At 36.8% G+C, this 21,792-nt stretch carries 20 protein-coding genes; 2 read left to right on the top strand and 18 right to left on the bottom strand.

Features of this window, described 5'->3' with window-relative positions:
• Nucleotides 1-244: 244 nt before the first annotated feature.
• The 9 genes from BCR25_RS18025 to BCR25_RS17985 form a co-directional block, all read right to left on the bottom strand.
• The gene (locus tag BCR25_RS18025) at nucleotides 245-1,816 is read right to left on the bottom strand and encodes a PASTA domain-containing protein (protein WP_083242750.1); all 1,572 of its coding nucleotides are present in this window, start codon (nucleotides 1,814-1,816) and stop codon (nucleotides 245-247) included.
• Nucleotides 1,809-2,483, bottom strand: a complete 675-nt coding sequence (locus BCR25_RS18020) for an ABC transporter ATP-binding protein (RefSeq protein WP_069665004.1) — start codon at nucleotides 2,481-2,483, stop codon at nucleotides 1,809-1,811. The genes BCR25_RS18025 and BCR25_RS18020 overlap by 8 nt, the downstream gene beginning before the upstream one ends.
• Nucleotides 2,484-2,495: 12 nt before the next feature.
• Complete coding sequence (locus BCR25_RS18015; protein ID WP_069665003.1) at nucleotides 2,496-3,965, bottom strand: ABC transporter permease; 1,470 nt, start codon at nucleotides 3,963-3,965, stop codon at nucleotides 2,496-2,498.
• A 259-nt stretch (nucleotides 3,966-4,224) separates the two neighbouring features.
• A complete protein-coding gene (frr, locus tag BCR25_RS18010; protein ID WP_069665002.1) occupies nucleotides 4,225-4,782 on the bottom strand; it encodes a ribosome recycling factor in 558 nt (185 codons plus the stop codon).
• A 3-nt stretch (nucleotides 4,783-4,785) separates the two neighbouring features.
• Nucleotides 4,786-5,508 carry a UMP kinase gene (pyrH, locus tag BCR25_RS18005; protein WP_069665001.1) on the bottom strand — a complete coding sequence of 241 codons (723 nt, stop codon included), beginning with the start codon at nucleotides 5,506-5,508 and terminating at the stop codon, nucleotides 4,786-4,788.
• Nucleotides 5,509-5,631: 123 nt separating this feature from the next.
• On the bottom strand, nucleotides 5,632-6,513 hold the full coding sequence (gene tsf, locus BCR25_RS18000; RefSeq protein ID WP_069665000.1) for a translation elongation factor Ts: 882 nt from the start codon (nucleotides 6,511-6,513) through the stop codon (nucleotides 5,632-5,634).
• A 593-nt stretch (nucleotides 6,514-7,106) separates the two neighbouring features.
• Nucleotides 7,107-7,895 (bottom strand): 30S ribosomal protein S2, encoded by a 789-nt coding sequence (rpsB, locus tag BCR25_RS17995; protein WP_069664999.1) that lies wholly within the window; start codon nucleotides 7,893-7,895, stop codon nucleotides 7,107-7,109.
• A 303-nt stretch (nucleotides 7,896-8,198) separates the two neighbouring features.
• Complete coding sequence (locus BCR25_RS17990) at nucleotides 8,199-8,960, bottom strand: carbonic anhydrase (RefSeq protein WP_069664998.1); 762 nt, start codon at nucleotides 8,958-8,960, stop codon at nucleotides 8,199-8,201.
• A gap of 178 nt (nucleotides 8,961-9,138) precedes the next feature.
• Complete coding sequence (locus tag BCR25_RS17985; RefSeq protein WP_069664997.1) at nucleotides 9,139-9,909, bottom strand: TrmH family RNA methyltransferase; 771 nt, start codon at nucleotides 9,907-9,909, stop codon at nucleotides 9,139-9,141.
• Nucleotides 9,910-10,031: 122 nt separating this feature from the next.
• On the opposite strand from BCR25_RS17985, the gene BCR25_RS17980 reads away from it, so the two are divergent.
• The gene (locus tag BCR25_RS17980) at nucleotides 10,032-10,307 is read left to right on the top strand and encodes an acylphosphatase (protein WP_069664996.1); all 276 of its coding nucleotides are present in this window, start codon (nucleotides 10,032-10,034) and stop codon (nucleotides 10,305-10,307) included.
• Between the two features lie 119 nt (nucleotides 10,308-10,426).
• Nucleotides 10,427-11,356, top strand: a complete 930-nt coding sequence (gene yidC, locus BCR25_RS17975; RefSeq protein ID WP_069664995.1) for a membrane protein insertase YidC — start codon at nucleotides 10,427-10,429, stop codon at nucleotides 11,354-11,356.
• A 19-nt stretch (nucleotides 11,357-11,375) separates the two neighbouring features.
• On the opposite strand, the gene BCR25_RS17970 is transcribed toward yidC, so the two are convergent.
• The 9 genes from BCR25_RS17970 to era form a co-directional block, all read right to left on the bottom strand.
• Nucleotides 11,376-11,966 carry a TetR/AcrR family transcriptional regulator gene (locus BCR25_RS17970; protein ID WP_069664994.1) on the bottom strand — a complete coding sequence of 197 codons (591 nt, stop codon included), beginning with the start codon at nucleotides 11,964-11,966 and terminating at the stop codon, nucleotides 11,376-11,378.
• A 63-nt stretch (nucleotides 11,967-12,029) separates the two neighbouring features.
• The gene (locus BCR25_RS17965) at nucleotides 12,030-12,830 is read right to left on the bottom strand and encodes a tryptophan-rich sensory protein (RefSeq protein WP_211272523.1); all 801 of its coding nucleotides are present in this window, start codon (nucleotides 12,828-12,830) and stop codon (nucleotides 12,030-12,032) included.
• 12 nt (nucleotides 12,831-12,842) lie between these two features.
• The gene (locus tag BCR25_RS17960) at nucleotides 12,843-13,616 is read right to left on the bottom strand and encodes a DUF1295 domain-containing protein (RefSeq protein ID WP_069664993.1); all 774 of its coding nucleotides are present in this window, start codon (nucleotides 13,614-13,616) and stop codon (nucleotides 12,843-12,845) included.
• Nucleotides 13,613-15,439, bottom strand: coding sequence for a DAK2 domain-containing protein (locus BCR25_RS17955; protein WP_069664992.1), 1,827 nt, complete (start codon nucleotides 15,437-15,439; stop codon nucleotides 13,613-13,615). The genes BCR25_RS17960 and BCR25_RS17955 overlap by 4 nt, the downstream gene beginning before the upstream one ends.
• 7 nt (nucleotides 15,440-15,446) lie before the next feature.
• A complete protein-coding gene (locus tag BCR25_RS17950; RefSeq protein ID WP_069664991.1) occupies nucleotides 15,447-15,851 on the bottom strand; it encodes a DUF2177 family protein in 405 nt (134 codons plus the stop codon).
• 150 nt (nucleotides 15,852-16,001) lie between these two features.
• Nucleotides 16,002-18,074 carry a glycine--tRNA ligase subunit beta gene (gene glyS, locus BCR25_RS17945; RefSeq protein WP_069664990.1) on the bottom strand — a complete coding sequence of 691 codons (2,073 nt, stop codon included), beginning with the start codon at nucleotides 18,072-18,074 and terminating at the stop codon, nucleotides 16,002-16,004.
• 1 nt (nucleotide 18,075) lies between these two features.
• Nucleotides 18,076-18,984, bottom strand: a complete 909-nt coding sequence (glyQ, locus tag BCR25_RS17940) for a glycine--tRNA ligase subunit alpha (RefSeq protein ID WP_069664989.1) — start codon at nucleotides 18,982-18,984, stop codon at nucleotides 18,076-18,078.
• A gap of 923 nt (nucleotides 18,985-19,907) precedes the next feature.
• Nucleotides 19,908-20,717: a DNA repair protein RecO gene (recO, locus tag BCR25_RS17935; RefSeq protein ID WP_069664988.1), complete on the bottom strand. Its 810-nt coding sequence runs from the start codon at nucleotides 20,715-20,717 to the stop codon at nucleotides 19,908-19,910.
• Nucleotides 20,718-20,879: 162 nt separating this feature from the next.
• Entirely contained in the window at nucleotides 20,880-21,782 is a 903-nt protein-coding gene (gene era, locus BCR25_RS17930) for a GTPase Era (RefSeq protein ID WP_069664987.1), read from the bottom strand.
• Between the last annotated feature and the right edge of the window lie 10 nt (nucleotides 21,783-21,792).

The raw sequence follows: 21,792 nt of genomic DNA, 5'->3' as shown, positions 1-21,792 counted from the left end.
AAATTTCAGCGATTTCTCAATAAAATCGCTGAAATTCAAGGCTTTTCCTAAAAAAAACAAGGATTGGACTATAACTCTTCGAGCTATAACCCAATCTCTAAAATTCGAATAAGTGAAGCTAACTCCATTTTGAGTACAACAATTTGCAATACTATTATGTTTCTTACACTTTTCGTGAATCCTTTTTTATTGCTGTAAAACAGAACGAAAGGCATTTGACGCTGCTCATTCATCTTTTTTCGTTTTAGTCAGATGATTCTGTGTCTTTGTTTGCTTCTGGTTTGAGATTTCCTTTACTGATACCAATTTGAATAACAGAATCGATCGGTACAAATTCATTATAGTTACTCATCTTAACGACTGTTCCCTTCGTCACAGTTGAATCCACATAATACACTTGGTATGAGATATTTGCACCTTTGGATTGGTATTCATCATAAAAAATCTTTTGAAGATCGCCTTCTAATGTGCTGTCACGTAAGTCCTTAATATATGGTTTACCACTTGAATAGACCACTTGAATAACTGGCTTATCGTCTTTTTCAGTAAATTTACGACCACTTTCAACTGATTGGCTGATGAAACGTCCGTAAGGTACAGTATTATTGTAGAGTTGTTTTACTTGGACTTGTAATCCCTCGGCTTTGCCTTCAGCTTCTTCTGCAGTAAATTGTGAAAAGTCTGGAACGATCATTGCTTTTCCAGTTGAAACAGTGATTGTCATTGAATCTCTTTTCGCAACTTTCGGATCTTTGCTAACACTTTGAGAAATCACTTTTCCTGCTTCGATTTTATCCGAATCTGCTTCTTCAGTTTTTAAGGTAATCTCATTTTTCTTAGCCCACTCGGTCGCTTCTTCTTTGGTTTTTCCGGCAAAATCCGGCATTGAAATATTCTTTTCAAACACTTCTTTGCCTTTCGAGAAATAAAGTTTTGCTTTATCTTTACGTTTATACTCCTCAGCTTTCACATCTTTGTTAGTGATTTCAAATTTGACGAAATCACCTGCGGCGACCTTATCACTGTACTCTTCAATAATCGCTAGGTTGTCAGCCTTTTTTTCAGTGATCCATTTTTTTGCATCGTTGATTTTCATCTCTTTAAATTCAGGCAAGGTAATTTGTTCTTCCGGATCGGCACCTAAACTAGCATCGACAACTAGCTCTTTGCCTTTTTTAATTTTTTTATTTTTTACCGTTTGATGAATAACCAGATTGGCTTCTTTATCAAAATCATACTTTTGTTCAACCTGTAGTTTCACTCCGTTTTCAGCTGTCCATTCCCGAACCTCTGAAAGCTCTTTGCCTTCAAAATCAGGGACTTTGACATGCGTCAGTTGATAATAGCCAAAAAACAATAACGCGGCGGCAGCTGCGCTACCCAGTCCAATAAAAATAAATTTTCTTCTACGTTTGTTTTTATATGTCGGATCCGTTTCGACAAATTCATCTGGATTCTTTGATACATTCACTGAAGCAGGTTCAGGAGCAGTCTGCTTAGGAGTGGTCTCTTTTTTCGAGTCAAATTTTTTCTTTTTTGTACGCTTTTTCGTATAGATCAGTCCATCCAACTCTTCTGGCTCTCGCTTCTGCTTTTGTGTCTCCTTCACAGGTCTCACTTGTTGAGCGGTTTCTTGCGGAGCTTCTTGCTTGTTTTTAGGACCAAATGGAACTGCAGGACTCATTTTCTTATCGGTTGGAGCCTTTTCTTCATCCATTTCTGCCGGACTTACTTTTTTCTGTTCTTTTTGTTTATGCTTATTCTCTCGGGTTTTTTCATAGTTTTCCCCGCTAAAATTTGATAAAAAATCACTCATATTTTTTTAACACACCTTTTTTTAGGTAATAAGTCTCATCCGATTGTGCTGCTATATCATTGGAATGAGTTACTACAATCACACATTTATTGTGAACTTTAGCTAGATTTTTAAAGATTTCAACAATTTCTTGTTCCATTCCTTCATCCAAGTTTCCTGTCGGCTCATCTGCTAAGATCACATCTACATTCGTTGACAAAGCTCTCGCAATCGCTACTCGCTGCTGCTCCCCACCAGATAACTGATTTACAAGACGGTCAGCTTTTTCACTTGTGATCCCAATATAATCAAGCAGATTATACGCCACTTCTTTTTGATTAGGCGGCAATTCGTTGTCTGTAATCGACATCGCCACTAAAACATTTTCTACAGCCGTCAAATAAGGAACTAAATTGTAACTTTGAAAAATAATACTAATATCGTCTCGTCTATATTTTTCATAGCCGATCGTTTTGATGTCTTTTCCATTCAGCAATACTTGACCTTCTTTGGGCGTATCTAATGCACTGATCAAAGAAAGGAAGGTCGTTTTTCCAGAACCTGACTGACCTAAAATCGTATAGAATTTGCCTTGTTCAAAGGAGACACTGGTGTCTTTTAAAATAAATCGGCGTTGATCGCCATCTTGATAAAAATAACTAAGCTTTTTCGTTTCTAAAATCGCCATTATCCTGACCTCCTACATCATGATTTTCTTTGGATTTAAACGTACGATATATAGCAATGGTAAAATCGCTGATAATAAAACTGTACCTAACCCAACAACAAGATATGTGATGATATAACCAAGAGAAAACTTCACTTCATATGCATTCATAATATCGTCTGCAGTCAAGTCAGTCGTTCCTAAATCATTCATCATAACGAAAGAATCCATTTGATTAGTCGCACTATTCAAGATATCACTATTTAATAAAGAATCAGAAACCATTTTTCCTAAGAAATTACCTGTGATCAATGACAAAATCAATGCGACACCGCTAATCAGCAACATCTCAATAATAATTTGTCCCATAACATGACCGCGCTTATCTCCTAAAGACAAGTAAATTCCTAATTCATGCTTACGATCTCGCATAAATAGTAAAACAACAAGAGAAATGATCAATAATGTAGCAATCACAGCAATCCAAACTACATAGCCAGAGATTTGAGACATTTTTTTCATGCTTCCGCCAATTTGTTCATATTGATCAGTTGAAGCTGATACCGCATAAAGTTTAGGCAATAAAGGCTGTGTTTCTTCTTTGAATGCTTCAACATCGTCTGAGCTTTTCAACACATATATAGGTGTGTAGAACTCTTCTGTTTCTTCACTGTCATCACCTAAATAGGGACTGTCAGGCGCTACTTCTTTAAGCTTATCTATATAATTTTTGTTGATTTCTAAAACTGCTTTATTGGGTAAATACACTGTATTGATTTGCTGCAATGACATATATTGCTGATTCATGTCTTGCTCTGCATTCTTACTCTTATCTTTTTCTTTCATCTCAATGGTTGTTGGTTCAAAAATACCAATGATCTGGATAGGAACGTCTAGCTTGAATAACTCTTTTTCAGCGCCGTCCTCTGTATAATCATAGCCTCTCGAATCCATTACCATTTGGTCACCAACAGATAAACCATTTTCTTCTGCTACTTTTGAAGAAATCAATCCGACATTTTTTCCATTATCAATATCTTCTTGTGTAAACACTTTTCCTTCAACAAGCTTAACTTTATTTTCTTCTATATCTACAACTTTATTATAGTTCACACCTTTTAAAGTTAGACCTTCCATCATACCAAGTTCTTCGGATTCTGATGAAACACTTTTTAAATCTTTTGTTTGAACCATAGACATAGAATTATAATCGTAGTATTTTACATATGGAGAATCGCCAACTTTTTTTATCAACTCTACTTTTAAAGGTTCGATCTCCAGATCTTCTTTCATAAACTCTTCTTGGTTATTTTCATAATCAAGTTGAATCGTTGCCATACCACCTAATTCCTTTTTAACACTTTTTTCAACATTTTGTGTAGACTGCTGAATAGCAATTGCTCCAGCAATGACATTTCCTAAAACAAAAATAACAGCGAATAAAATAAGTGATTTTCCTTTTTTTCTTGTCACACTGCATAATGCACGCTTAATAAAATTCATCTTTTCATCTCCCCCAAAAAAAGTATAACTATAGACATTATTTCATAACACTAGATGTTTCACAAGCAAATTTTGACTTTAGGCATTCAAACTTTGTTTTTTAACAAATTATAAAGTTATATTTTTGAAAATTATTTAATTAAATAACTAATTTTATTAAAAATCAAAAAAACCATCACTCTTAGAGTGATGGTCACTTTTCTCAAACAAGGGGCTAAGGTACATTCATTAGCCCTCATACGTTTTCACCTGTTAAAAATTAAACTTCTAGTAGTTCTTTTTCTTTATCAGCTGTAATAGTGTCAATGTTTTTTACACTGTCATCTGTAAGTTTTTGTGCTTCTTTTTCTAGATTACGTAATTCATCTTCAGTGATTTCATTGTTTTTTTGTTGTTTTTTCAAATCATCAATTGCATCACGACGAATATTACGAACAGCGATTTTTGCGTTTTCTGCAGCTTTTTTTACGTCTTTTGCTAATTCTTTCCGTCTTTCCTCTGTTAATTGTGGAATAACTAGACGAATGACCGTTCCATCATTCGTTGGGCTGATCCCGATGTCACTTGCTTGAATTGCTTTTTCAATATCTTCTAGCGAGTTTTTATCAAATGGTGTGATCATTAAAACACGCGCTTCTGGAATATTGATTCCTGCAAGTTGATTTACTGGTGTTAGTGCTCCGTAATAATCAACTTGAATACGGTCTAATAGGCTTGCATTCGCACGACCGGCACGAATTTGACCAAGCTCACGTTGTAAACTTTGCTCTGCCTTGCCCATTTTTTCTTTTGCTGTCGTTAAAATTGTTCCACTCATTTTTTATTTCCCCCTTACGGTTGTTCCAATGTTTTCGCCTAAGCATGCACGGCGGATATTACCAGTTTCATTTAAGTTGAACACAACTAATGGAATATCATTATCCATACTCAAAGAGCTAGCTGTTGAATCCATTACTTGTAATCCTTTTGAGATGACATCCAAATGAGTCAATTCTTCAAATTTAACTGCATTTGCATCTACTTTTGGATCTGCAGAATAAACACCATCGACATTGTTTTTAGCCATTAAGATGACATCAGCATCAACTTCAGCTGCACGTAAAGCTGCTGTTGTATCTGTTGAAAAATATGGATTTCCTGTTCCACCGGCAAAAATAACGATCCGGCCTTTTTCTAAATGACGTTCTGCACGACGGCGGATATACGGTTCTGCAATTTGACGCATTTCAATTGATGTTTGCACACGTGTGGGAACACCTAAGTTTTCTAAAGTGTCTTGTAATGCTAAAGCATTCATCACTGTTGCTAACATGCCCATGTAATCTGCCTGCGCACGTTCCATACCCATTTGAGCACCGATTTGACCACGCCAAATGTTTCCACCGCCTACAACGATAGCCATCTCGATCCCTAATTCATGAACTTCTTTAATTTCTTCAACAATTTCTTTGATTACAGGAGGCTTAATTCCAAACCCATCTTCTCCGGCTAAAGCTTCGCCGCTTAACTTTAATACAACTCGTTGATACTTAGGTTTTACCATTTTGATTTCCCTCCACCGTTTGTCTATGAATAGTTTACCACATTTCACTTATTATTTCTTTTAATTCCTAAAAAAAGGGAGCGCATTTTCATGCGTTCCCAACTGCCCCAAAATGAAACAGAATTATTTTTTAATTTGGCTCATTACTTCGTCTGCAAAGTTATCTTCACGTTTTTCAATTCCTTCGCCTACTTCGAAACGAGTGAATGATTTAACAGTAGCACCTTTAGAAGCTACATATTTTTCAACTGTCATATCAGGATCTTTAACGAATGGTTGATCCACTAATGAAATTTCAGCTTTAAATTTGTTTAAGCGACCGATAACCATTTTTTCAACGATATTCGCTGGTTTGCCTTCGTTTAATGCTTGCTCAGAAAGAATCGCTTTTTCGTGATCTAATTCTTCTTGAGGAATTTGAGTTTCGTTTACATAACGAGGGTTGATTGCAGCAACGTGCATTGCAACATCTTTTGCAACTTCTTCATCAGTTGTTCCATCTAATACAGTCAATACAGCAATACGTCCGCCCATGTGTAAATAAGCACCAAATGCTGCGTTGTCATCTTTTTCAACTAATTCAAAACGACGGAAGCTGATTTTTTCACCAATAACTGTTGTTGCTTCGATCAATTCAGATTCTAGTGTTCCTTTATCTGTTTTAAGTGCTAATGCTTCTTCCATGTTTGCTGGTTTGTGTGTTGCGATTTCTGTCGCAATTTTTTTAACTAAATCTTGGAACATTTCGTTTTTAGAAACGAAGTCAGTTTCAGAGTTCACTTCAACGATTGCCGCAAAGTTTCCATTTGAAGCAACATTTGCTAAACCTTCAGCTGCTACACGGTCGTTTTTCTTAGCTGCTTTTGCCATACCTTTTTCACGTAGGTAATCAACAGCTGCGTCCATGTTACCTTCTACCTCAACTAAAGCTCTTTTTGCATCCATCATACCGACACCTGTCATGTCGCGTAGTTCTTTAACTAATTTTGCTGAAATATCTGCCATTTTTTGTTCCTCCTAAGTTTTAAAAGCTAAATGAGCTCATTTTGACTCGACTGAAAAATAGGAAAATATGAATGTGATGCTTTTGGTCACAAGAATATTTTATCTTTTTTCCGAGAGTCTAGCTCATGAAGCTAGATAGTTTTAAAAGCGTAGCAGGCTCATTCAGCTCTGAATGAAAAATAGGAAAATATAACTGAGGTGCTTTTTGCCTCATTTATATTTTGTCTTTTTTCCGAAGAGCTAGCCTGCGTAGCTAGATAATTTTAAATGCGTAGTGGGCTCGTCCTGCTTCGACTGAAAAATAGGAAAATATATTTGTGACGCTTTTTGTCACAGGTATATTTTATCTTTTTTCCGAGAAGCTAGCCCACGAAGCTAGATAGTTTTAAAAGCTAAATGAGCTCATTTTGACTCGACTGAAAAATAGGAAAATATGAATGTGACGTTTTTCATCACAAACAGTTTTCGTCTTTTTTTAAAGCTTAGCCTACAAAGCCAAGTACATGCTTGCTGGAATTTGTTTAAAAAAAGCTATCTCAAAGGAGGTAACAGGCTTTTTCGCCTAGCCTTCGAGACAGCTCCATTATTCTATATTATTCTGCTGATTCGTTGCTGCCTTCAACAACATCAACGATTTCTTCGATAGAAGTCGCAGCTTCTGGTGCTTCTTCAGTGAATGTTTCTTCAACGACTTGATCTTCACCTTGGTTTCCTTCGATGAACGCATCAGCCATTTTCGCAGTGATCAATTTAACCGCACGAATCGCATCATCATTTGATGGGATTACTACATCGATTTCATCTGGATCACAGTTTGTATCAACCATCGCTACGATTGGGATGTTCAATTTTTGTGCTTCTTGAACAGCAATACGTTCTTTACGAGGATCAACAATGTACATTACATCTGGAATTCTAGGCATATCAGCGATACCGCCCAAGAATTTTTCTAAACGTTCACGTTGTTTGTTTAAGCCAACAACTTCTTTTTTAGGAAGTACATCGAATGTTCCGTCTTCTTCCATTTTGTTGATGTCTTTCAAACGTTTGATACGTTTTTGGATTGTATCCCAGTTAGTTAGAGTTCCACCCAACCAACGGTGATTAACGTAGAATTGACCTGAACGAATAGCTTCGTCTTTGATCGCTTCTTGTGCTTGTTTTTTAGTTCCTACGAATAATGCAACACCGCCGTCTTCAGCAACGTTTTTCATGTAATCGTAAGCAGCATCTACTAATTTAACTGTTTTTTGTAAGTCAATGATGTAGATTCCGTTTCTTTCTGTGAAGATATATTTCTTCATTTTTGGGTTCCAGCGACGAGTTTGGTGACCAAAATGTACGCCGGCTTCTAGTAATTGTTTCATAGAAATTACTGCCATTTTTTGTTTCCTCCAATTGGTTTTTATTTGTTCCCTCTCCTATTCTCAACTTTGTAAAGAACTACTAATAAAAGCAGCACCGCTTTACAAATCAAACAAGGATGTGGATTTAGTGTTTTCACACCGTTAATTAGTATAACTTAGTCTTCCAGATATTTCAACAATTAAAATCATTTTTTCTAAATTTAATACCGACCTTTTCTAGCGAAACTCATTAGTCAAAAAATGAAAAGGGCTTTAGAACAATCGTATACTGTTCTAAAGCCCTCTTATTATATTCTAATCCTACTATTGTTCTATCCTTTATTCGTCATGCTCAAGTACCGCACGATCATTCAATGGTTGAATTTCACGATTGTTATGATCATAGAATTCTTGGAATTCTTTGATTTGTTCTGCAGAGACTTCAACAGGATTTTTCATTACATACCATTCAACATTTTCAGAAAGCGGTGGTGTAGTTAAAGAACCTAAATAATGATAGTAGCTTTTATTTTCTGGAAACATTGTTTGAATATCTGTGATTTCGTCATCCGCTTGTTTTTTCACATCATCCAATACTTCTTGAAATCCTTTATTTTCCTGACCTATCTCAAAGAAAACGCCAATTACGGCAATTCGTCCATCTTGTGCTTGATTAACAAAATGGGCTTCCATTGGATAATGTTTTCCATCAATTGTATGTTCACTTTCAGCATGAAAATGGAATTGAGTTAATTCAAAGTTCCGCTGATTGATAACAGCAGTACCGGAATCCGTCAATTGGATACTGTGACCATTGTTTTCAGCTTTCGTAATTTTTGAACTATAGTCTATAGTAATGTCGCCTTTATCTGTCATCTCAGTTGCAGCAGATGAGGGAATATCGATTGGCGATTGCATCGTACCAGCGACTTGCTCCCACTCTTCTTGTGCGTCATAATCGAAATGTCCAGCTTCTTTTTTTGTTGAGCTTTCTTGTGTGTGTGAAGAACTTTCACTTGTCTTAGTTTCGGCTTGCTGATTGCAAGCTGTTACTACTAGCAATGATGAAAGCACCATTGACGTAAGTAGCATCTTTTTCATATTGTTTCCTTCTTTCACTCTTATCAGACATCATTTATTCTATTTTATTTCACTAATAAAAAAACATAGCTATGCATTGTTTATTCTTTGCCGGCTATAGTATTATACTGCTTTGTAACCCGTTTTTCAAACAAAAATAACAAGAATTTCTTCCTGTTATTTTATCTTTTTTATTAAATTAAAAAGGCAATAAGTGATACATTAAAACCCCTGCAGCAATCGCTACATTGAGTGATTCTGCCTCTCCAATAATCGGAATATACACAGAGTGATCGACCAAACTCAATAATTCCGCTGACACACCCTGTCCCTCATTGCCCATAATCAACGCATAAGCTTCTTTTTTAGGCAATTCTTGATATGAAACGGCTGCTTTATTCAATTCAGTTCCGTAAACAGGAACATTGTTCTGCTTAAACTGCTCCACTGCTTCTGCTAATGGATGTCGAACAATCGGCAAATGATAATTACTCCCCTGCATTGCACGTAAAACTTTTGTACTATAAATATCAGAACAGCCTTCTCCTAAAATAACCCCAGTCATTCCAACAGCATCAGCCGTCCGAATCATTGTCCCGACATTGCCAGGATCTTGAACGTTGTCTAATAATAACCAGCGACCTGAATAAGACAATGTTTCTTCCGTCTTAGGCATTTTGACGACTGCCAACATCCCTTGAGGCGTGGGTAGATCAGAAAGTGATGTTAAAATTTCTTCAGTGACAAAGATAAATCGGTCATCTTCCTGTTCTGAGATCCATTCAGACCATTCTTCCAACCCGCGCTGGCTAAGCAGCACCCATTCGACCTCAGCATTTGCCTGAATAGCTTCTTCAATTAGATGAAAGCCCTCTATCAAATATCGTTCTTGTGCTTCCCGATGTTTTTTTATTCTTAACTTTTTAATTTCTTTAACCATTGTATTTTTCATAGATATAATTTCTTTCATTTTTACACCTCACTCAAGTATTATACCATGACTTTTTATCATCAAACAATTGCTACTTTCACTTGCCAGAAACCAAAAAAAACGCTATCATTGATTTAATTTAAAAGTGAGGTGTACGAATGATGAGAAAAGTACGCATGAATGTTCAAGGGAGAGTTCAAGGTGTGGGCTTTCGATATATGACAAAGATGGCTGCAGATGATTTAGAGGTGACTGGTACTGTTCGTAATGAAGATGACGGCTCTGTTTCTATAGAAGCTTTCGGCACAGAAGAAAACATCGATCAGTTCATTCAAAAAGTCAAAGATTCTCCAAGCCCTGCCGGACGTGTAACCTATGTTGATATCCAGGATGATCCTCTACTTGAAGAGTATACAACTTTTAGAGTCACAAATTGAGTCCATAAAAGAAGAATTCCCCTCAGACTTGAGATGTATTCTTCTTTTTTTTATTGAAAAAAAACGCTTTTTCAAGTATAGTTAAACATGTGCAAATTTCTAGAAAAGGATAGAGTGACATGCGAAAATTAAATAAGTGGCTTCTAAGTTCCGGGCTTTTCACCCTGGTATTAATATTGTCAGGTTGTGTTAAAACAGGTCCTGATCATCAACCAACAGGTGAAGGCATCGTCTACAACCTGTTAGTGAAACCAATGAGCAGCGCCATTACATATCTTGTTGATAATTTCAATTGGAATTATGGCTGGGCCATCATCTTCATCACGATCATTGTACGATTGGTCATTATGCCATTAGGATTGAATCAATCGAAAAAAAGTATGATCCAAACTGAAAAAATGCAGGCAATCAAACCTCAAGTCGATGTTGCACAAGCAAAATTAAAGGCAGCAACCACTCGTGAAGAACAAATGCAGGCACAAGCTGAATTACAACAAGTCTACAAAGAAAACAATATGAGTATGATGGGCGGCATCGGATGTCTACCGTTATTGATCCAAATGCCGATTTTCTCAGCCTTATTCTTTGCTGCAAGATACACTAAAGGTATCAACGAAGCTAGCTTCTTCGGCGTTAATCTAGGACAGCCTAGCATGATCTTCGTCGTCTTAGCAGGTGTTGCTTACTTGCTGCAAGGCTACCTTTCAACAATCGGTATTCCCGAGGAGCAAAAGAAAACGATGAAATCTATGTTGATCGTTTCTCCTTTAATGATCGTCTTCATGTCGATCAGCTCGCCGGCCGGTGTTACACTTTACTGGGTAGTCGGTGGTATTTTCACTTGTATCCAAACTTTTATTACAAACATATTATTAAAACCAAGAATCAAAGCACAAGTAGCTGAAGAGTTGAAAAAAAATCCGCCTAAACAAGTCGTGACACCAATAAAAGATGTCACGCCAGCTGATTTGAAACCTTCTCAAAAAGCACCTACGAAAAAAAATGCGTCCGGTCAAGGTAGAAATGCTGGAAAACAAAACAGAAACTAAAAGAAAAGAATCGACACAGTCAACGTGTTGATTCTTTTCTTTTACTCTTTACTGAAACCCCATTTAAAAACAAATCCACAACTTGCGGAATCGATAATGTAGAGGTTCGCTGTTCTACCTTGATATACGGAGATAAGGTATTTAAAAAGTGAGTAGTTGCTATTTCAGGAGTGATACCAGAACGAATCGGAAAATCACTTGTTTTAAAAATGCGTAATAAAGGTGCCTTGTAAGACTGATTCCATAATGCAAACAATTGACGCTGCGTCTCTTCTGTCAATTTCGTTGTAAAGTCATGCATCATCAAATCAAAGTCAAATGGATGTTTCACTTTCAAGCATTCCGCAAATTTTTGCAGTTTACTCACGGTATCCAACCTTTGGTCCTCAACAATGATGAGTAATTCTTCATTCACATCATTCAGTAAAGTCTCAATGACACCGATATATACTTCTTCCTTATTTTTAAAATGATGATACAAGTTAGGCTGCGTGACTTCTGCCAGCTGTGCGATCTGTCTTGTGGAAGTATCCAAGTAACCATTATCCATAAATAATCGAGTTGCTACTTGAATGATTTTCTCTCTTGTATTCCCTATCTTTTTCTCCATTTACATTGCCACCTATAATTGATTTGCTTTCTATTTTAACAGAAATACTTATAGAAAGACATATCAGCTTGATTTCTTTTTGAAACGAAGAAATAGATCATACAAACAAACCAATGCAATAACAGCTAAACAAATCATAACCGTTGTGATGATCATTGGATAAGCGTCATTCCAGCCATCTTGTGCTTGATGCTTATTCAATATACCATAATAGGCCCAAATCGTTGCCAGACCATAGGCGAAGTCTCTATTTCTAATAATTGTCGCACTTATTATTAAAACCCCTACGATTAAAATAATGACAGTCCATATAGGCTGATTATCCTGAAGAAAATCAATCTTCTTATCAACTAAAAATGCAGTAATGTTCGCAATCGTAGCAATCGTGATCCAGCCAAAATACACACTAAACGGTAAGCGAACCAAGAAATAATCCATTGTATTCAAGTTCGCTTTAGCTAACAATCGATTACAATAGATCAATGTCGCCAATAGCCCAAGCATAATAACAACTGATGTGTTGATATATAAATATTGCCAAGCCACGAGCCACACACTATTTAAAATAGATGAAATCAAAAATACCCAACGGATCTTTTGTGCACTCGTTTTGTCAGCTAAAATTGATGTACTTTTTGGTTGTCTCCATTGATAAATAACAAATCCTGCTAATAACAAATAAATGACTGACCATATAGAAAAAGTTAAGCCTGCTGGAGCAAATAAATTCGGATAGCTATCTGAAACTTCTTGCGTTGTCATTCCATTTAGCGGCAACAAAACAGCTGCGGCGTTAACTGCGATCATAATGACATAAATAATCGGAATCAACCATTTGCTCATGTTCGTTTTCATCTCATTCATCTTCCTTCCTCTTTATAATCCTTTTTTCCCGATAAACGGAACAAACTTTGGTGTTTTTGCAGCATAAGCTAAAAAGTCTGGACGGTCTTTATATTTTTTTTCCAATAATGGAACACCAGAAACGAAAAGTAACAGCAAGGTAATCGTTAAAGGACCAATGAATCCCCAAATATTTCGAGTTTGATTCAAACTAATCAGGAAAATTCCCCACCAGCTAAGTGCTTCACCAAAATAATTTGGATGTCTCGTTAATGACCAGACACCTGTTGTCAAAAGTTTGCCTTTGTTGTTTTTGTTTCGTTTGAATTTCGTTAGCTCATAATCGCCTACCACTTCAAATCCAAACCCAATCAGCCAAACCACGATCCCGAGACCATTCCACCAATTGAATTTATCAGAAGAACCTGTAACAACTAAAAGAATCGGTAAAGATACCACGAGCAATAAGACACCTTGCAAAACAAATACATTCAAATACGCCTTCAATTTCGCAAAATGAGTTCCCCAGCGTTTTCTCATATTCACATAGCGATAATCTTCCGGCTTGCCGATATTTCTTTTAGCAAGATGGATAAACAGCCGAACACCCCAGATCGTAACTAAGAGAACGATTATCGTACTTACTCTAGTTTTAGCAGGCATGATTAGATAGCCAGTCCATCCGACAATCACAAATCCAATTCCCCATGCTAAATCCACAATAGAATTATTTTTCAAATATTGTGCCCAGAAAAACAATAACGTGAAATACACAAATACTACACTACAAATAATTCCAATCGTCATGCTTCATCTCCTCCTTCATTCTCTAACTCAACCGCTACTGCGACACTTCCTTGTCCAGCACTTAAGGCAACTACAGTGGATATATCCATTAGGTAGCTGGAAGCTATTCCTAGCTGCTCCTCTAATTTACGGCTCCAAGACTGCGCACGTTTTTCTGCATCAGCATGGATTACAGCATATCGTTTGATCGTATGTTCTTTATTTAATTTTTTCAATAAACGTATAATTTTTTTCTCATTTCCATTTAGGCTAAACGCAAAATCACTTAATTTCCCTTCGCCTACCTCATTTAAACTGACAATTGGTTTTAAGTTGATTTTCTTTACAAATCGACCTGCTATTTGCGGAATTCTTCCTGAATCGATCATTGGATCTAGATCATCTACACTTACGAGAATTTTTATTTTTCCCCTTTTATTCTTGATTCGTTCCACAACTTCTTCAAAGGAAAAACCTTTTTTGATCCATTCATTCGCCTTCATGACCAACAATCCTTCAGCTGCAGAATTAAGTTTTGAATCAATTACTTCAATTCGCATTTTTGTTTCTTTCTTTTTCACGACTTGTCTGACCGCTTGGTAGGTACCACTTAATTTATCTGCTACGGTAATAACGATAATCGAATCATATTTATTTTCCAAAAATGAAAAAAGATTTTCTACCGTTTTTATATTTGGCTGTGCACTCGTTGCCCGCTGTTGCTTGTTTTCCACAAGTGTAAACAAACGATTGTTTTGGATCGTCACCTTATCGATATAACTAGCATCCCCAATCAAAATATTCATCGGCAATACGTGAATTTGCTCATTCAGTATATAGTCTGCTGGTAAATCAGCAATCGAATCTGTTACAAGTGCAATAGATTGGCTTTTATTTTGATTGACCCGATACTGCAACAACATATCGTCTGCCTTTTGCTGAAGGACTGTGCCCAGTTCACTTAAGCATTCTAAAACTTTATCCGGATGATTCGAATGAATATGGATTCTTGCTTTACCACGATTGACAGCAACGATCAATGAATCACCAAGTGGTTTAATTTTCTCCTGGATCTCTTGTTTGGACAATGCTACGTTATCCAATAAAATTTCCGTACAGTAACGATAGGTTGGCTCTGACGTATCCGGGTGTGCATCGTGAGAATACGTCGACGGTAAAATTTCATTGTCATGTAAAAAGTTTTGAACAGAACCCGTTTTTGTTATAAATCCTTGCGTAAACCCTTCAATAAATAGATAAAATCCTTTAGCACCTGCATCCACCACTTGATTTTTTTTCAAGATTTTTAACTGCTCTGTGGTATTATCTAAAGCACTTTTTGCCGCTAACAAGGCACTAGATAATTTCTTTTCCAGTGGTGAGCGTTGTTCTCCTTCACTCAAGGCTTCTGCCCAAGAGCGTATCACAGTAATGATCGTTCCTTCTACGGGATTTTCGATCGCTTGATATGCTTCAACAATGGCTAATTTAACACTTTGCACGAAGCTTCTGACAGAATTTTTTTCGTCTAAATGCAACAGGTTATTATAAATACCATTAAAATATTGAGCAAAAATAATACCTGAGTTTCCTCTCGCACCAATCAGTGAAGCATCAGCAATTCGTTCAAACACATCGACAACCGAATCTGCTTCTCCAGCGGTGGCTTCTAATATTGATTGCATCAAGGACGCTAAATTACTTCCAGTATCTCCATCGGAAACAGGGAACACATTGATTTTATTTAATTCTTGCTTTTGATTGATCAGCTGGATAGCTCCTTGTTGAAAGGCAAATAACAATTCTTTAGAATCGATCACTTGATCAGATGTGTCATTTTTCATGAGTTGCTTACCTCCAGTTAAAATGCTGTGCAACAAAAACAACGATTCCACTGGTTGCTCCTGTTACAAACATGCCCCAAATCAAATCAATAATAGTGATAAAATAAGGCCAATTTTTTATTGTCGCTAAATTGGTTAGATCATAGGTTCCATAACAAACTAAACCGAACAACGCTCCTGCACCAAGTGCATAAAGCAAGCTGTCTTTTTCAACCGCTGGATGTATCACAAAAAACAAAACTGCAATGACATAAATAAAGTAGAAAACGACTGCTGGAAAAATTTTGGTTTCACCCATTAAATCTCCTAAATAGTTTTGATAGATTTTTTTAGAGATCAAAAATAACCAAATAAGATCAAGTGCTAAAAATACTAATGCTGTACTACCAAATAGTTTAAATGAAAGGTTCATCATTATTCCCTCCTAAAAAAATAATACGATCAACTTATCGATTGATAAGGTAATCGTATCATGCTAAAAAGAATTATAAAACTATTTTGCTTATAAAACAAAAAATAGACGTACTTCCTAGAGCACATCTATTCCTTTTTTACTATTTTACTATTTGACGATCAATAGATCCAAACTAGCTAAAGATAGCGCCATTTTAGCGATACGGTTTAGTTCGTTTAGGCGATTTTGTTTCACTCGTTCATCGTCAACCATCACCATTGTTTTATCAAAATACTGCTCGATTAGCGGACGTAAGTCGACCAACGCTTGATAGTTTTCCGACATTGTTTTGTCTTTAAAGCCTGCTTCAACTGAATTAATAGCATCATGCAACGCTTTTTCTGCTTCATTTTCAAATAAAGTTGAATCCACTTCTGTTGATTCACACTGCCCTTTTTTAGCCAAATTAATGACCCGTGTCAATGCTTCCATAGAAGGCTTGAACTCTTTATCAAACAAATGATTTTTGATGATTGCCGCAGATGAAAAAAGTTTTGCCAAATCATTTTGTTCTGCTGAAATAACCGCATCGATCACATCATGGCGAACTTCTTTGGTCAATAACAGCTGGCGTAAACGTGCTTTTACAAATTCAATAACCTCTGCTTGTCCAGTAGTTAATTGAATGCCATATTTCGAGCTATCTGCATTAACTGCATCATCAATATCCATTTGTAATTGAACCAGCGGAAATCTCCAGCCTTTGTTTTCGATGATCCGAATAACACCATATGTTTGACGACGCAGTGCATACGGGTCATTAGAACCACTAGGGATCATTCCTACAGCAAAGAATGAAAAGACGCTGTCTAATTTATCTGCAATAGCTAATACTGCACCAATATCTGATACTGGCAAATCCCCTTCGCTTGATGTAGGCAGATAGTGTTCACGGATCGCTTGCGCCACTTCTTTTGACTCCCCTTGAAGCAATGCATATTTTTCACCCATGATTCCTTGTAACTCTGGAAATTCACCAACCATATTCGTAACTAAGTCAAATTTATAAATTTCAGATGCACGTTTTAAATCACTTAGCTCAGCTTCTGAAAGACCTACTTCTTTACCAATAATTTGGCCAATAAGTCCAACGCGTTGCATTTTTTCATAAATCGTACCGATTTTTTCATGGAACGTTACATGTTTTAGTTTATTGACACAATCGTCAATCGTCAATTTCTTATCTTCACTATAGAAAAATTCAGCATCTTCCAAACGAGCGATCAGTACTTTTTCGTTTCCTTTGATGACATTTTCAAGATGCACATCATTTCCGTTTCTCACAGAAATAAAATACGGTAACAGCATGCCTGCGTCATTTCTCACATCAAAATAGCGTTGATGCTCTTTCATCGAAGTAACCAAAACCTCATCTGGTACTGAAAGATATTTTTCATCAAAGCCGCCAACAAACGCTGTTGGGTATTCGACTAAATTAGTAACCTCTTCTAACAGCTTTTCATCTAATACCAATGTCCAATTATTTTTCTTAGCCAATTGCTCTGCTTGCGAAACAATCATTTCTTGTCTTTCAGTTGGGTCAACGATCACGTATTGCTCTTTCAATTTCTCTTCATATTCTGCCGAATGATCAAAGGTCACATTATCGCCCAAGAAACGATGGCCGCGAGAATGATTACTGGTTTCCACATCTAAAATAGAAAATGGAACCACTTCATCGCCCAGTAAAGCGACCAGCCAATGGATCGGACGAATATATTCAAAATCATAATTTGCCCAATGCATAGTGACAGGGAAAGTCAAGCTTGTGATAACATCTTTTAAACCAGTTAATACATCAATTGTTTTTTGACCATGATTATGCTTTGTTACATATACATATTCAGTACCGTTTAATTCCTTAAAGGTAATTGCTTCAGTTGTTAGACCTTGTCCTCTAACAAACCCTTCTGCTGCTTTACTCCAATTGCCTTGATCATCTTGTGCAATTTTTTTAGCAGGACCTTTAACTTCTTCTTGTGTATCTTCTTGTTGGTCCGGTAATTGAGTAACACGAACGGCCAAACGGCGAGGAGTAGAAAAGCTTTGAACCGTTTCATAGGTCAAATTATGTTCATCTAAGAACTTTATCACTTTTTGCTCTAATTGTATGCGACTTGGCGTAACAATATGAGCGGGCATTTCTTCCAATCCGATTTCAAGTAATAGATCTTTTGCCATATTATTTTGCCTCCTTAGTCGTTTGTTCTTCTTTATTCAATAGTGGGAATCCTAATTTTTCACGCTCTGCAACGAAAATTTTCGCCACTGCACGAGCCATATTTCTGATTCGAGCTAAATAGCCTGCGCGTTCAGTCACTGAAACCGCTCCTCGTGCATCTAATAGATTAAAGGTATGACTGCATTTTAAAATGTAGTCGTAGGCAGGATGCACAAGATTTTCATCGATGCATCGTTTGGCTTCATTTTCAAACTTATCAAAATTTTCCAGTAACATTTCTTGATCACTGATTTCAAATGAATATTTTGAATGTTCATATTCGGGTTGATTAAAGATTTCACCATATTTAACCCCATTTGTCCATTCCAGATCATAGACACTTTCAACTTCTTGGATATATGAAGCTAAACGTTCGATTCCGTATGTGATCTCTGATGTAACAGGATGACAAGCGAGTCCGCCAACTTGCTGGAAGTAAGTAAATTGAGTGATTTCCATCCCATCAAGCCAAACTTCCCAGCCTAAACCAGCACATCCCATTGATGGGTTTTCCCAGTTATCTTCTACAAAGCGAATATCATGTGCTAATGGATCGATGCCAAGTAGTTCTAAGCTTTCTAAATATAGTTCCTGAATATTTTCAGGCGATGGTTTCATTACAACTTGAAACTGATGATGTTGATATAATCTGTTCGGATTTTCTCCATATCGTCCATCAGCAGGACGACGAGACGGTTCTACATAAGCCGCATTCCAAGGCTCAGGGCCAATCGCACGTAAAAACGTATACGGGCTCATCGTTCCAGCCCCTTTTTCTGTATCATACGACTGCATCAACATACACCCATTTGACGACCAAAAATTTTGCAATGTTAAAATCATTTCTTGTACAGTAAGTTTCTTCTCCATTGAGATCCTCCTTAATATAAAAGCGGAACAAATCGTCTAATCCTGTAGAAAATTAGGAAATTGGCTGGGAGACGCTTTTCGTCTCACTGACAATTTATCTATTTTCCTAAGGATTGATTTGTGCAGCTAGATAATGCAAATGATCAACACTTTCTTACGAAAGTCTTGTACTGTTCAACATCAGCTCAAAGCATTTCGCTGTGTTTCTCAGCAAAAGCGGAACAAATCGCATAATCCTGTAGAAAATTAGGAAATTGACCGGGAGACGCTTTTCGTCTCACTGACAATTTATCTATTTTCCTAAAGATTGATTTGTGCAGCTGGATAACAACTAATAGCGGAACAGGCTCGTCCAGCTCTGACAGAAAAATAGGAAATGGTGGTTGAGGTGCTCTTGACCTCACTCAACATTTATCTTTTTTCCGAAGAGCTAGCCTGTGCAGCTGGATAACGAATAATAGCGGAACGAGCTCATCCAACTCCGAATGGAAAATAGGAAAACATGATTGAGGCGCTTTTGGCCTCACTTAAGTTTTATCTTTTTCCCGAGGAGTTAGCTCGTGCAACTGGATAATGCAAATGATCAACACTTTTTTACGAAAGTCTTGTACTGTTCAACATCAGCTCATTTTTCCCGCTGTGTTTTTCCAAAAGACAAAAAGTCCCTATGCCTCTAAGAGACATAGGGACGAATAATCGCGGTTCCACCCTACTTCCGGCATTTGCCGGCAGCTTCGTTCAATCATACTCGAAAGCGCCCTTCAAAAGTGGCAGATATCCGGCTCTCACTCTCCCAGACTCGCTAAAAAATACCGATCTTTTTACTCTTCTTTGTCCTCGTATGGATTTAATTACTCTTTATGATAATCTTTGCAGCGCAAGTTGTCAAATGATTTTAGAATATTCCTTAGAATAGACTATTTTCACAGATTGGATTCACTATCTGTTTGATTCTTTGTTTCTCGTTTGGGTATACGTAATGTCTCTTCCCATGTTTTCATTTGATCGATAAATTTTTTACTTTTCAAATGGATGCCCACATACTCATCATACAGTTCATCGATCAATTGTCTAATTGCTACTTTTGTTTCAGGTTTTACATTGATATCTTGAACTTTATCATATGAAATTGCAGAAAATAACCGAGCAAAATGAACTGCTCTAGGATCCGCGTGATACCGATGTTCATCTAAGGACCAATGACGTTCACAAAGAACACCACTGTATTTAGAAGAATAATCAAACTTTCCTCTCGTTTCTTGACAAACCGTACAATGTGTCCATTCTGGAGTAATCCCAAAGCGGTTCAACAACTGAATTTCAAAAATATTCGTAATGATTTCCGCATCTTTCTCCTCATTCAATAATGTCAATGCTTGATACGTAAAATGATAAAGATTAGGATCATACGTACGATCTTCGATAGCGGCATCAACCAAATTCAATATATAAGTAGCGTAGGCGTTGATAAAAATATCTTCTTGAATCTTGCGAAACGCCATAACTTCCTTACTCCCGTTTAAAAAAGATAAACCATCCTCTCTAAAATCACCAATATAAACAGCTTCTGTAAATGGTAAAATTGCAGGACCGATCGGATTGTTCTTACGATGGGCACCTTTGACAAAAAACATCAATTTACCAAAAGATTCTGTGAAAATCTTGACGAGCTTATCTTTTTCCTTGTAGTCTTTTGTAAATAAAATGAGTCCTTTGGTTTCACCTAACGTCATCTTAAGACCTCCGATCTTCTTTATTTGGTAAAAAAAGTAAAATCAAACGTTTTTACTCTGAATTGTTCCTTATGTAATAATGTTCTTCACTATCAATTTAAATTCAGGGTGCGAAGCAAACTTGATTTCCATTTGCACCGCACCCTAAACTATCATTATCTATTAATAATCATCTTTACGATAACCAAAGTCCTGTAAATAAACTTTTTTATCGCGCCAATCTTTTTGAACTTTTACCCAAAGCTCCAGATAAACTTTATCATCTAATAAATGTTCGATATCTTGACGTGCTTTTGTACCGATTTGTTTGAGCATTTTACCGCCTTTTCCTATGATGATTCCTTTTTGACTATCTCTTTCAACGATGATCGTTGCTTGGATACGGACTTTATCGTTTTCGTCTCGTTTCATTGAATCCACAACCACGGCAACAGAGTGAGGAATTTCATCACGAGTAAGCAATAAGACTTTTTCACGTACTAATTCAGAAACAATGAAGTATTCCGGATGGTCTGTTATTTGATCATCTGGGAAATATTGCGGTCCTTCTGGCATTTGTTCTACAAGGACTGACATTAAGCGATCCACATTATTTCCTTCTGTTGCAGAAATTGGTACAACTTCTGCAAATGACATCTGATTCATGTAGTCTTCAATAATTCCCAATAGCTGATCTGGATGAACCGTATCGATTTTATTGATAACAAGATACACGGGGCTGTTCATCGCTTTAAGACGCTCGATGATAAAGTCATCCCCTTTGCCTCGTTTTTGATCAGCACTGATCATAAATAAAGTAGCATCTACTTCACGTAATGCACTGTAGGCAGTTTCCACCATAAAATCACCCAGACGATGCTTAGGCTTGTGGATACCAGGCGTATCGATAAAAACAATTTGTGCTTCTGGAACCGTGTAAATTCCCTGGATTTTATTTCTCGTTGTTTGTGCTTTATCACTCATAATCGCAATCTTTTGTCCGACAATGCGGTTCAATAAAGTAGATTTCCCAACATTTGGTCTTCCTACGATTGCCACGAATCCGGATTTATGTGTTTCTGTCATCGTTTCTCTC

Origin of the sequence: Enterococcus termitis (assembly GCF_001730305.1) — a bacterium.
In the GTDB taxonomy this organism is placed as follows: Bacteria; Bacillota; Bacilli; order Lactobacillales; family Enterococcaceae; genus Enterococcus_L; species Enterococcus_L termitis.
This window is presented reverse-complemented; position numbering and strand designations above follow the sequence as displayed.